Genomic DNA, 13,417 nt, shown 5'->3' on the forward strand with positions numbered 1-13,417 from the left:
TCTTTTTTAATAAAAAGAAAGCCGAATCAGGAAAAATTATTGCTGTTGTTGCTGTTCTTGTTGTGAGAAAACTTCTACCGTATAGCTCGTTTCATTGGCACCGGTGGTATATACCAGACCTTTTATAGGAGGACAATCTGAATAATCTTTGCCGTGAGCAACTTTTATATGGTTTTCCACAGCTATAAGATTGTTAGTTGGATCGAAGCCCACCCAACCACTACCGGGAATATAACTTTCTGCCCATGCATGCATTTGAGAATCGCCCTCATAACCCTGGCCCTGGTGCAAATATCCCGAAACATAGCGTGTGGGGATTTTATTTGCCCTTGCCAGAGCACAAAAAAGATGCGTGAAGTCCTGGCATACACCTTTCATATTCTGCAGTACTGCTGTTAGATCTGAATCTACATCTGTAACGTTTGCCTTAAATTTAAAGTTTTCATATATCCAGGCATTTAGTCTTTGAAGATTTTCAAATATGCTAAAGGACAAATCGAAACTAAAATTATTTTTAAGTTCTTTAGGAATGGAAGTAAGAGGAGTTTTTCTTAAAAACTGTTCGTGTTCTACCTTAAATTCAAGAGTATCCAAAAGCTGGTATGTTTCATCATTATCTGTAGAAGGAATAGTTTCAAAAGGATTTACGACTTCCTTAGAAAGTTTAAATTCTGCCTCAAATTGTATTTCCTGAAATCTCTGTTTTGGCTGTATCCTATATGTTTTGAAACCAAAAGCATTAATAGAATTTTCGACAATCACCTGCAGGGAATTTTTAAAATCCGCATATTCTAACGTTTGATTATCATTGTCTTCGGGAGTAATAAGAAACTGCCACAAAGCGCCATTAGCAGAGGCTTCGTAGGTGTTTTGCGCTTTGTATTTTATAGTGTATTCCAAGGTGTAATATTAAGGTCGGCAAATTTAGCCATCTTCTGTAGAATTAATAGTTAAAATATTCCTTTTCCATTTTTTGACCTATAAGCACCAGGGAGTTCAATATTTTTTCTATAAAAGTTTGAAAATCTTCCTCAATTTCTTCTATTATTTTATACTCATATTCAGCTTTAACTTTTCCCACAAGAAAAGCAACAGAATCTTTTGAAGGATGTTTCTCCTGGGTTAAGACCAGGATATGCCGGCTCAATTCATTAAGACTGTTCATGATTGAACGGGGACAATCGGGATTTAGAATAAGAAATTCTAAGGTAGTAAAGCTGGTTGGTGTTTTTCTATAGAAGCGCCTGTTCATATCATAAGATTCGATACATTTTAAAAGCGTTGTCCATTCATAACTATTTTTAATATCGTCACCATAATTTCCTTTTGCTAATACCGCATCATGATATTTTGCATTTATAATCCTGGTAACCTGAGTGGCCCTTTCGAGGTTAATTCCCAACATAATAATGGCATAAACTTCATCATGTAAAATGGTTCCCCTTATTTTTCCGCGTAAAACAGAAGTAGATTCTGATACGCTGATGGTAAAATCATACAAACCACTTTGGGTAAATTTCTCCCGGGGATAATTTAAAACGTAGTGATAGAACCTGTTAAGTGCTTCGTAAAGTTCTGTAGAAATAAGGTCTCGGGCACTATTCGCATTTTCCCGGGCAATTTGCACATAATTAATAATAGAATAATTCTTGTCAGGATTTAATCCAATATTGTACAGAACTTCTTCTTCGTTTAAAGTCTTTTCAGGATCAGCTACTTCGTCATCAGCCATAAATAACATCGACTGTAATACAAATTGCCGTGATTGTGAAAGTTCATTAGGTGCATCCAGTGAAGAGAAATAATTTACATTTAAATATCTGGCTATGTGTTCGGTACGTTCTATATAACGTCCCATCCAAAATAGATTATTGGCTACTCTTGCTAACATATAATATTTTTTATTTTTTTAGAACCCAGGTGTCTTTTGATCCGCCTCCCTGAGAAGAATTAACTACTAAATTTCCTTTTTGAAGCGCTACCCTCGTAAGACCGCCTTTAAGAACAAAAGATTTGTCCTTACCTAAAAGAGTGAAAGTCCTTAAGTCTACATGCCGGGGCTCAAAAGATTCCTCATCTTCTATGTATGTGGCATGGGTAGACAAAGACATAATGGGTTGTGCTATATATTTACGCGGATTTGCCTGAATGGTTTTCTTTACTTCTTCAATTTCTTCTTTGGTAAGTTTGTTTCCAATGGAAATTCCATAACCACCCGATTCATCTACTGGTTTAATGACCAGCTTATGAACATTTTCCAAAACATATTTTAACTCATCGGGACGGCTGCAGTGATAGGTGTGAACATTTTTAAGTATAGGTTCTTCCTCCAGATAGTATTTAATGATTTGCGGCATATAAGTATAAACAGCTTTATCGTCGGCAACTCCCGTACCCGGCGCATTAACCAGGGTCACATTTCCCCTGCGGTAAGCAGCAAGTAGACCGGGTACACCAAGAGCAGAATCAGGTTTAAATTCCAGAGGATCTATAAACTGGTCATCAATTCTCCTATATATAACGTCCACTTTTTGAGGTCCGTTAATTGTTTTCATATACACAAAATCATTTTCCACAAAAAGGTCCCGGCCTTCTACCAATTCTACGCCCATGGCCTTGGCGAGATAGGAATGTTCGTAATATGCCGAATTGTAAACCCCGGGAGTTATAACCACACAATTTGGGCTATCTACACCTTGGGGCTTGACTGTTTCCATGATTTCCAGAAGATTCTCTGCATAATTCGTAACGGTATGAGTCTGGTAATGATTAAACACACCAAACAGGGCGCGCTTTAATGCTGTACGGTTACATATCACGTAACTCACTCCAGAAGGGCAGCGAATATTATCCTCCAGTACGTAATATTCCCCGTCAGAATGCTTTATAAGGTCTGTTCCTGAGATATGATTATAAACACCGCCAGGTGGATCAAGGCCAATCATTTGGTCCAGAAAATTTTCTGAAGAGTTTATTAGATCAAGAGGAACAATCCCGTCTTTAATAATCTTCTTGTCGTGGTAAATATCCCAGAGAAATTCGTTTAAAGCCTTACTCCGCTGAAGAACGCCCTTCTCTATATGTTCCCATTCATCAGGATCTATAATCCTGGGAAAGAGATCAAAAGGAAAAATTTTCTCTTTCGTTTCATGTTCTCCGTAAACCTGAAATGTTATTCCCTGGTTAAAAAAAGAAGCTTTTGCTTTATTGTTTAACAGTGCAAAATCCTGTGGGGAATGTTCGCTGTAGAGATTTAACAGCGTCTTATAAACATCCTTTACCTTGTTGTTCTCATCAAAAATTTCATCATAAAATTTTGGATCATTCTTATAAGAGGAGAAGGTAGGCTCTTTATGTTCTGTTTTCATGTTATTTCTTTTTCATAATTTACAAATTTTCAGTCTTTTAGCAGCAGCTATTGTGATAATATTTACAGTATTTATAAGTAATTCTCCAATATAGACGCGGCTTTATTGCAATTTTTATAATCTGTATTATAGAATAGGAACCTCTGCGGGAAAACATTTTTCTCTAACTTTGACGTAACATTTTCGGAGTAAGAGAATAATTTTTTAAAAATTCAGCATTAAATATTTCTACGGAAAAAGAAAAAATTACAAATGAAAGAGCAAGAAATAGACCTAAGAAGTGATACGGTTACCCGTCCAACAGCGGAAATGTTACAGGCAATAATGTCGGCAGAAGTTGGTGATGACGTGTATAAAGAGGATCCTACAGTAAACAAACTGGAGCAAAAATTGGCAGAAATGTTTGGGAAGGACGAAGCTTTATTTTTTCCAACGGGGAGTATGGCCAACCAGGCAGCTATAAAATTGCATACCCAACCTGCAGAGCAGTTAATTTGCGATAAATGGGCACACGTTTTTAATTATGAAGGGGGAGGAGCTTCTTTTAACAGCGGAGTTTCCTGTAAACTTGTGGATGGGCATCGCGGAATGATCACCGCTGCTCAGGTAGAAGAAAATATTAATCCGCCGGATTTTTATCATAGCCCCCTCACTACTTTGGTCTGCCTGGAAAACACGACCAATAAAGGCGGGGGAGCCTGTTACGATTTTGAAGAGTTTAAAAGGATCAGAAAAGTTTGTGACGAGCACGATCTTGGGCTTCATTTGGATGGGGCGCGACTTTTTAATGCCCTTGTTGCCAAAAATGAAGATCCGAAAGAATATGGGAAAATTTTCGATACTATTTCGGTTTGTCTTTCCAAAGGCCTGGGAACACCGGTGGGCACTGTGCTAATTGGTAACCATGATATTATGAAAAATGCCATTAGAGTGCGCAAAGTTCTCGGTGGCGGCATGCGGCAAATTGGTTTTATGGCGGCAGCAGGCATCTATGCGCTGAACAATCATATAGAGCGCCTGGCTGATGACCATAAACGAGCTGCGGAAATTGGAGAAGTATTAAGAGATCAGGATTATATTGCCGAAGTAGAGCCGGTTGAGACCAATATTGTGATTTTTTACCTTAGAAACCCTTCAGATGAAGCGAAATTTATGGAAAATCTTCAGAAAGGGAACATAAGGATCAGTAATATGGGGCAGGGCAAGCTCAGGATTGTCACACACCTGGATTATTCCGAAGAAATGCACCAGCGCTTTCTTGAAGTGATAAAAAAGCTTGAGCTTTAGGAAAGTTCTTTGTTTGTAGTTCGTGGTTCGGAGTCTTTTCAAGTGGAACGGAATAGAAAATTTAGCACAGTTTGATACAAATGTACTGTCGAGCGGAGTCGTTACGTGCGTTGGGTGCAGTATTTTTTAAATGTACAAAAATGAGACTGCTCAGAAATGCCAATTATTGACCTTCTAAAGTTTGTAGTTTATAGTTCGTTGTTTGTAGTCTTTTCAAGTGCAATGGAACCGAAAAGTTTAGCACAGTTTGATAAGAGTGTACTGTCGAGCGGAGTCGGTACGTGCGATACGTGCAGTATTTTTTGAATGTACAAGAATGAGACTGCTCAGAAATGCCAATTATCGACCTTCTAAAGTTTATTGTTTGTAGTTCGTGGTTCGGAGTCTTTTTAAGTGGCACGGAATCGAAAAGTTTAGGACAGTTTGATACGAGTGTACTGTCGGGCGGAGTCGGTACGTGCGTTGCGTGCAGTATTTTTTAAATGTACAAAAATGAGACTGCTCAAAAATACCAATTACCGACCTTCTAAAGTTTATTGTTTGTAGTTCGTGGTTCGGAGTTTTCTGGCACGTCGGGCGGAGTCGAAACGTCCTTAATCGAAATGAAGTAAGAAAGCGACAGGTTAAAAATGGCAATTATCGACCTTCTAAAGTTTATTGTTTGTAGTTCGTGGTTCGGAGTCTTTGTAAGTGGCACGGAATAGAAAATTTAGCACAGTTTGATACGAGTATACTGTCGGGCGGAGTTGTTACGTGCGTTGCGTGCAGTATTTTTTGAATGTACAAGAATGAGACTGCTCAAAAATGCCAATTATCGACCTTCTAAAGTTTATTGTTTGTAGTTCGTGGTTCGGAGTTTTCTGGCACGTCGGGCGGATTTGAAACGTCCTTAATCGAAATGAAGAAAGAAAGCGACAGGTCAAAAATGGCAATTATCGATCTGTAGCATAGGTTTTGTCATGCTGAACTTGTTTCAGCATCGCATAAACTCCAAAACTCCAAACTCCAAACTCCAAACTCCAAACTCCGAATCCGAATCCGAACTTAAAAAAAGCTTAACAGAAGATTATCGGGTTTTTAGCATCGATGAAAAAGCATTTATGTATTTTGACTAAAATCAAAATTAAAAGAAATGAAAAATACATTACCCCGCCAGGAAGCACCAGGACTTATTGTAAATACCACCAACGGAATGCAATGGAAACTGCGGGAACAAAAGCCTGAGAATTTTGTAATGGTCATCTTTTACCGCGGACTCCATTGTCCGGTTTGTAAAAAATATCTTGAAGAATTAAACACGAAAATTGGCAAATTTCGGGATAAAGGAGTGAGCGTGATTTGCGTAAGTGGCGATAGTAAGGAGCGTGCGGAGAAAACTGTTCAGGATTGGGATGTGGATAATCTAACGATTGGCTACGATTTGGTTTCTGAAGATGCCCGTAAGTGGGATTTATATATTTCTGAAGGAGTGAAACCTGAAGAACCCGAAGTTTTCTTTGAACCCGGACTGTTCCTTATAAAACCCGATTTTAATCTTTATGCGGCTTCCATCCAAAGTATGCCCTTCGCCCGTCCAAAATTTGATGAACTTTTAAAAGCTATAGACTTTGTCCTTGAAAAAGATTATCCTGCAAGGGGAGAAGCGTGATTTGAAGTATGAGGTGTGAAGTATGAAGTTAGAAGTGAAGAGTGGAAAGTGGAAAGTGGAAAGTGAAGAGTGTGGAGAGTGGAAAGTGGAAAGTGAAAAGTGAAAAGTGAAAAGGTTAAATAATAAATCCCAAGATTTTCCAATCCTGGGGTTTATTATTTTACTTTAACCTCCAAATTCCAAACTCCAAACTCCGAACTCCGAACTCCAAACTCCAAACTCCAAACTCCGAACTCCGAACTCCGAACTCCAAACTTTGAACTCTACTTAAACATATCCATGCCGGGAATATCTGGCATTCCTTCTTTGGCAACGGCTCCAAGTTCGTTTTCATTCACATCTGAAGCTCTGGAAATGGCTTTATTTAATGTAAGCACAAGATAATCTTCCAGTTGCTCTTTGTCCTCAAGTAATTCGTCTGCAATAGAGATATTTTTAATTTCTCTAGTAGCTGTAATTGTAACTTTTAATAGGCCATCGCTGGATTCTTCATCTATAAGTACCGTTTTTAGCCGCTCTTTTGTAGCTTCAACTTTCTCCTGGGTTTCCTTGATCTTATTCATCATACCCATCATATCTCCAAACATAGTCTTCTTTTTAAATGGTTAAACACAAATTTACTAATTTACCCGATTAATCAGGATCTTAAGTGGCTAATCTTATTTATTTTGTCAGGATGCTTACCTTTGCCGCATCAAAACAGAATTGAATTGAAGACAGAAATATTGCCTCCAAAGGCTAAGAAGATTGAAAAAAGACTGGAAATTCACGGAGACGTAAGGATCGACAATTATTATTGGATGAATGAAAGGGAAAATCCTGAAGTGATCCAATATCTTGAAGAAGAGAACCAGTACAATGCAGAAATGACCGCCTATACGAAGGATTTTCAACTTGAATTGTTTAATGAAATGAAGGGCCGCATTAAGGAAGATGACGAGTCTGTCCCTTATAAGTTGAATGGTTATTGGTACCTCACGCGTTTTGAAACAGGAAAGGATTACCCTATATATTCGAGGAAAAAAGAATCGTTAGATGCTTCGGAAGAAATTCTTTTTGAGGTCAATGAAATGGCTGAAGGTTATGAATATTATCGTCTTGGCGGATTAAATGTGAGTCCGGACAATAAGATGGTTGCTTTTGCCACCGATACCGTCAGCCGCCGCAAATACACCATCCGTATTAAAAATCTCGAAACCGGTGAATTTTATCCTGAAGAAATTAAGAATACCACGGGAGGTTCTACCTGGGCAAACGATAACAAGACTCTTTATTATACCAAAAAAGATGAACAGACGCTGAGGTCTTTTCAGATTTACAAACATATTCTGGGAACGAATCCTGAAGACGATCAGCTGGTTTTTGAAGAGGAAGATGAAACCTTTAACGCATACGTTTATAAATCAAAATCCCGGAAGTATATTATTATTGGATCGAGCAGCACGCTTACCACCGAATACAGGATTCTTGAAGCAGACTACCCGGAAGGGGAATTCCGAATTTTTCAGCCTCGTGTGAGAGGACTGGAATACAGCGTTTCGCATTATGAGGGACACTTTTACATTCTGACCAATAAAGACAAGTCAGTTAATTTTAAACTGATGAAAACCCCGGTAGATCGCACAGAGATGCAAAACTGGGTAGATGTAATTCCGCATCGTAAGGATTATCTGCTTGAAGACATTGATATTTTTAAGGATTTTCTTGTAGTAGGGGAGCGGAACAATGGTCTCAATAAGATTAGAATAATCAGGTGGGATAATAATGAGGAATATTATATCCCGTTTGATAATGAAACCTATACTGCTTATACTTCTATAAATCCAGCTTTTAATACGAGCATTCTTCGTTATACCTATAATTCACTTACGACGCCGACTTCAGTAGTAGATTTTAACATGGAAACCGGAGAGAAAACGGTGCTTAAGGAACAGGAGGTGCTGGGAGATTTTGATAAAGACCATTATCAATCAGACCGAATATGGGCCACTGCTGAAGATGGAACCAAAATCCCGGTCACCATGGTGTACAGGAAAGGTATGGAGCGAAACGGAGAAAATCCGCTGCTGCAATATGCATACGGTTCCTATGGATCTACCATTGATCCTTATTTTTCTTCGGTTAGGTTAAGTTTACTGGACCGCGGATTCATTTATGCCATTGCGCATATCCGTGGAGGGGAATACCTGGGAAGAGGCTGGTATGAAGATGGTAAACTGTTCAATAAACGCAATACTTTTACAGATTATATAGATGTTTCAAAACATCTTATCAATGAAAAGTATACTTCAGCAAAACACCTCTACGCAATGGGTGGTTCTGCCGGTGGACTGTTAATGGGTGTTGTTATTAATATGGCACCGCAACTTTATAACGGAGTAATTGCAGCGGTCCCTTTTGTAGATGTGGTAACAACGATGCTGGATGACAGTATTCCGCTTACCACTGGAGAATATGATGAATGGGGAAATCCTAATGAAGAAGGTTATTATGAATATATGAAGTCCTATTCACCTTACGATAATGTTGTGGCGCAGGATTATCCTAACATATTGGTTACAACAGGGTTGCATGATTCCCAGGTACAGTACTGGGAGCCGGCAAAATGGATAGCGAAGCTTAGGGAGTTAAAGACAGATAATAACATCCTGCTTTTTCATACCAATATGGATGCCGGGCATGGAGGTGCTTCCGGAAGATTTGAAGCTTTAAAAGAAGTTGCTGAAGAGTACGCTTTTCTTTTGGATTTAGAGGGAATTAATGAATAATTAAAATTTTTGCCTTAACTTTGATTGGTTTTATGAAATATTTCTGCGGTTTACATGACCTAATTTAATTTTTCATAAAATCTTTTTCTGTAAAATAACTTCATTTATGAAAGAAGATTTGAAAGTGTACGACAATGTATTACAGCTTATTGGTAATACGCCCCTTGTACAAATCAATAAAATTACTGAAGAACTTAAGGGTGAATACTACGCAAAAGTAGAAGCTTTTAACCCGGGACACTCAGCCAAAGACAGAATTGCACTATATATTATTGAAGAAGCCGAAAGAAAAGGAATTTTAAAGCCGGGAAATACCATTGTAGAAACTACTTCTGGTAATACGGGTTTTAGTATTGCCATGGTGAGCATCATCAAAGGATATGAGTGTATTTTGGCAGTTAGTTCTAAAGCATCTAGGGATAAGATAGACATGCTCAGGACGATGGGCGCTAAAGTATATGTCTGTCCGGCGCACGTCTCGGCAGATGATTCAAGGTCATACTATCAGGTTGCGCGACGAATTCATGAAGAAACAAAAGGCTCGGTTTATATAAATCAGTATTTCAATGAGCTTAATATGGAAGCACATTATCAAACTACTGGTCCCGAAATCTGGAAGCAGACAGACGGTGAGATCACCCACCTTGTTGCCTGCAGCGGAACGGGAGGAACAATTTCCGGCACTGCAAGATATCTGAAAGAGCAGAATCCCAATGTCAAAATTATTGGCGTTGATGCTTACGGTTCTGTTCTGAAAAAATTTCACGAAACAAGAGAATTTGATTCCGAAGAAATTTATCCTTACAGGATTGAAGGATTGGGTAAAAATCTAATTCCTACAGCTACAGATTTTGATGTAATAGACAAATTTATAAAGGTAACAGACGAGGAAAGTGCCCATACAGCACGAAAACTGGCAAAAACTGAAGGTCTTCTTCTGGGTTATACCAGCGGTGCAGCGATGCAGGGAATACTTCAGCTGGCAGAAGATGGGGAATTTGATGAAAAAAGTAAGGTTGTTGTAATCTTTCCAGATCACGGCTCACGTTATATGAGTAAAATATACAGCGACGACTGGATGAATGAGCAAGGATTTTTTGATACTCAGAATGAGATTTCCGTTCAGAAGATAGAATTTATAAAATAATCATTGTTATAATTTAAATTATTAATAAACATCCGCCTTTCGCGGATGTTTTAGTTTGTAAAAGTTTCTGCCAAGGCTAACAAATAACTTTGGGCAATTGAGGCGATTTTAAGTACTTTTGTGACTCGTATAAAAAAGAATCAATGAGAGATTTATTTGACAAAATATACAAAGATAAAGGACCATTAGGAAAATGGGCAGATCAGGCTGAAGGTTATTTTGTATTTCCTAAACTTGAAGGTGAGATTTCAAACCGAATGAAATTTAGGGGAAAGGATGTGATTACCTGGAGTATTAACGATTATCTGGGACTGGCGAACCATCCCGAAGTGCGAAAAATAGATGCCGAAGCGGCAAAACAGTATGGATCTGCTTACCCAATGGGAGCAAGGATGATGAGCGGCCATACAGATCTTCATGAGAAGTTGCAGGATGAACTCGCTTCTTTTGTGAGCAAGCAATCTGCTTACCTTTTAAACTTTGGATACCAGGGAATGGTTTCTACTATAGATGCCCTGGTAAAAAAGTCTGATGTTATTGTATATGATGTAGATGCCCACGCTTGTATTATTGATGGTGTAAGGCTTCATATTGGTCAGCGCTTCACCTATAAGCACAATGATATGGCGAGCATTGAGAAGAACTTACAACGTGCCACCAAGATTGCTGAACAAACCGGAGGAGGAATATTGTTGATTTCTGAAGGGGTTTTTGGAATGCGTGGAGAACAGGGAAAACTGAAGGAAATCGTTGAGCTGAAGAAAAAGTACAATTTCAGGCTTTTTGTAGATGATGCACATGGTTTTGGAACTCTGGGAAAAACAGGAGCAGGAGCAGGTGAGGAGCAAGGCGTACAGGACGAGATTGATGTGTATTTTGCCACTTTTGCAAAATCTCTGGCCAGCACAGGAGCGTTTATAGCAGGAGATAAAGAAGTTATAGATTATCTTAAATATAATTTACGATCTCAAATGTTTGCCAAATCGCTGCAAATGCAGCTGGTTGTTGGTGCATTAAAGAGGCTGGAAATGCTAAGGACGATGCCAGAACTTAAAGAAAAGCTTTGGGAAAACGTGAACGCGCTGCAAAACGGACTAAGAGAACGAGGATTTGATATAGGAAACACACAAAGCTGTGTAACTCCTGTATATCTTGAAGGAAGTATTCCGGAAGCTATGGCTTTGGTAAAAGATTTAAGGGAAAATCACGGTGTTTTCTGTTCTATCGTTGTATATCCGGTAATTCCAAAAGGAATGATCCTGTTGCGTTTAATTCCTACCGCTTCCCACAACCTTACCGATGTTGAAGAAACCCTGGAGGCTTTTTCTGCGATACGAGAACGTTTGGAAAACGGAACCTACAAGAGATTATCTGCCACAGTAGCCGCGGCTGCTGCTGAAAAGGAATAACATATACTACAATTTTTAGAGGAGAGGGTGAAAATGGCCATTTTCGCCCTTTTTCTTTTTTAAGCTTTTAAAGCTCAGCCTTATTTCTTATGATGCTTTTCGATTTCAAGATGAGGTCTCGATTTTTGCAATTATCGGCCTGTTGGTAAGTCTGTTGATTAAAATACTCTAGTTCAGGTGGTTTGTTGGAGGGATTATTTTAGTTTAGTAGAGATAAAGCTTAAGAATGTGTATCAGTACGTTTTACTATAAATTTAATCTACTGGTGCATTAAATAATATCTTACCACACATTTGAAAAATGAACATTCGTAATAACATAAAAATTTTAGTCTTAATTTTAGGGTTTTATTCTTGTAAAGAAAATAAACACCAAAATAACACGAACGAAATAACCCAGAATATTTCATCGGATTTAGAAGTTGACCATTTAAATATTTGGGTTGAAAACCCAACAAAAGCAAAAGAAAAATTAGTCCAAATTGGATTTACTGCTATCCCTGATTCACTTTCTCAAATTCATAAAGGACAAGGAACAGCAGGAAGATATTTTAACTTTTTAAATGGCTACCTGGAACTAATTTTTGTTTATAACCAAAACGAATTGGAGGAAAATATCAATAAAAACAAAGATTTAGATTTTAGAGCAAGAGCGAACTTTGAAAAAAATCAAGCATCACCTTTTAGTATTGCTTTAAAAGTCAAAGATTATAAAGTAGAAAAAATTCCATTTGAAAAAGTAAGGTATCATCAAGACTGGATGGAGGAAAATGCGAATATATATTCAGCTAAAAATTCAAGAACTCATCTAAAAGAACCTTCGATTTTTGTTGTTTATCCCGAAATCGAATCAAACAGATTTGAAACGTTAGCCGACTTAAAAAATATTCCAGATGAATACGCACTTTGGCGAGAATTTTATAAGCATCCAAATGGAGCGAAAAAAATTACAAATATCCTAATCACATCAACTGATTTAGATTTAAAAACAGAAACGATTAAAGCAGCTAACGGAATTGAAAACCTGACTGTAAAGAATGGGACGGAACATTTAATGGAACTATATTTTGATAATAATGTTCAGGAGAAATCATTTGATTTAAGACCTGAATTACCACTGGTTATATATTTATAATAAACACGTGTAGTAACAAAATATAAAAACATTGCTAAAGCCGGTGTCAAATTGAAACGCTGTGAATGCTTCCTGCGCCTGCGCACAGTTTCTATACGAGACTTTGCCTACAAGTTAAAAATGAAGAACTGGTTTAAAAAGAAAATATACTTCATAGCTTTTGCTATTGTTTTTTTCGGATTGGCTTATTGGGTAAGTTATAATGAAGAAGAAAATGAAATTCCCTATTCATACTTACTTTATTATATAGCAATCTCATCGACTGCCGGCATACTTCCTGACTGGGTTGTCTTTAAACAAGTGAAAAATATAATTGGTTTACCAGCTGCTCTTCTGATGATGACTGCACCACTTATTGAAGTATTCTTCTTTTTTATGTATGCCTTTGTTTTTCCTTTTTTTGGAACATACAAGCTGGTTATTTTAATCTCAAATTTATTTGAAATTGTTTTAAACGCAGCAACAATTCTGTATTTAGTTTTAGTCATAGGTACAATTTTTACAACCCTTTTCTGTGAAAAAATCATAAAATTAATTAACTATGTAATGAATTATGAACACTCCAATAAAAGGATAAAATCCAATCTGGATTTGGCGCTATCACTTGCGAATAAAAACAGAATCAGATTTTTTATTTACCTCTCCTTTTTTCTTTA

General features: G+C 37.7%; 11 protein-coding genes. 7 read left to right on the forward strand and 4 right to left on the reverse strand.

The features are described 5' to 3' along the window. Positions 1–36: 36 nt before the first annotated feature. The 3 genes from RM545_RS13715 to RM545_RS13725 are packed head-to-tail and all read right to left on the reverse strand — an operon-like array spanning position 37 to position 3,368. Positions 37–900, reverse strand: coding sequence for a transglutaminase-like domain-containing protein (locus RM545_RS13715; RefSeq protein ID WP_311495851.1), 864 nt, complete (start codon positions 898–900; stop codon positions 37–39). Between the two features lie 43 nt (positions 901–943). Next, positions 944–1,891, reverse strand: a complete 948-nt coding sequence (locus RM545_RS13720; protein ID WP_311495852.1) for an alpha-E domain-containing protein — start codon at positions 1,889–1,891, stop codon at positions 944–946. Between the two features lie 10 nt (positions 1,892–1,901). After that, entirely contained in the window at positions 1,902–3,368 is a 1,467-nt protein-coding gene (locus tag RM545_RS13725; protein WP_311495853.1) for a circularly permuted type 2 ATP-grasp protein, read from the reverse strand. Positions 3,369–3,620: 252 nt separating this feature from the next. Between RM545_RS13725 and RM545_RS13730 the strand changes: the two genes are divergently transcribed. Further along, a complete protein-coding gene (locus RM545_RS13730) occupies positions 3,621–4,655 on the forward strand; it encodes a threonine aldolase family protein (protein WP_311495854.1) in 1,035 nt (344 codons plus the stop codon). 1,132 nt (positions 4,656–5,787) lie between these two features. Then, positions 5,788–6,303, forward strand: coding sequence for a redoxin domain-containing protein (locus RM545_RS13735; RefSeq protein ID WP_311495855.1), 516 nt, complete (start codon positions 5,788–5,790; stop codon positions 6,301–6,303). A 263-nt stretch (positions 6,304–6,566) separates the two neighbouring features. On the opposite strand, the gene RM545_RS13740 is transcribed toward RM545_RS13735, so the two are convergent. After that, entirely contained in the window at positions 6,567–6,890 is a 324-nt protein-coding gene (locus RM545_RS13740; protein ID WP_311495856.1) for a YbaB/EbfC family nucleoid-associated protein, read from the reverse strand. A gap of 117 nt (positions 6,891–7,007) precedes the next feature. Between RM545_RS13740 and RM545_RS13745 the strand changes: the two genes are divergently transcribed. The 5 genes from RM545_RS13745 to RM545_RS13765 all read left to right on the forward strand — a co-directional run. Continuing rightward, positions 7,008–9,071, forward strand: coding sequence for a S9 family peptidase (locus tag RM545_RS13745; protein WP_432264588.1), 2,064 nt, complete (start codon positions 7,008–7,010; stop codon positions 9,069–9,071). A gap of 106 nt (positions 9,072–9,177) precedes the next feature. After that, positions 9,178–10,218, forward strand: a complete 1,041-nt coding sequence (capA, locus tag RM545_RS13750; protein ID WP_311495858.1) for a cysteate synthase — start codon at positions 9,178–9,180, stop codon at positions 10,216–10,218. A gap of 143 nt (positions 10,219–10,361) precedes the next feature. Then, a complete protein-coding gene (capB, locus tag RM545_RS13755; protein ID WP_311495859.1) occupies positions 10,362–11,627 on the forward strand; it encodes a cysteate-C-fatty acyltransferase in 1,266 nt (421 codons plus the stop codon). Between the two features lie 300 nt (positions 11,628–11,927). Then, a complete protein-coding gene (locus tag RM545_RS13760; protein ID WP_311495860.1) occupies positions 11,928–12,761 on the forward strand; it encodes a VOC family protein in 834 nt (277 codons plus the stop codon). A 120-nt stretch (positions 12,762–12,881) separates the two neighbouring features. Continuing rightward, the coding region (locus tag RM545_RS13765; protein ID WP_311495861.1) for a hypothetical protein at positions 12,882–13,417 on the forward strand (536 nt) is incomplete at its 3' end.

It is taken from the genome of Autumnicola lenta, assembly GCF_031846515.1.
Taxonomy (GTDB): Bacteria; Bacteroidota; Bacteroidia; order Flavobacteriales; family Flavobacteriaceae; genus Autumnicola; species Autumnicola lenta.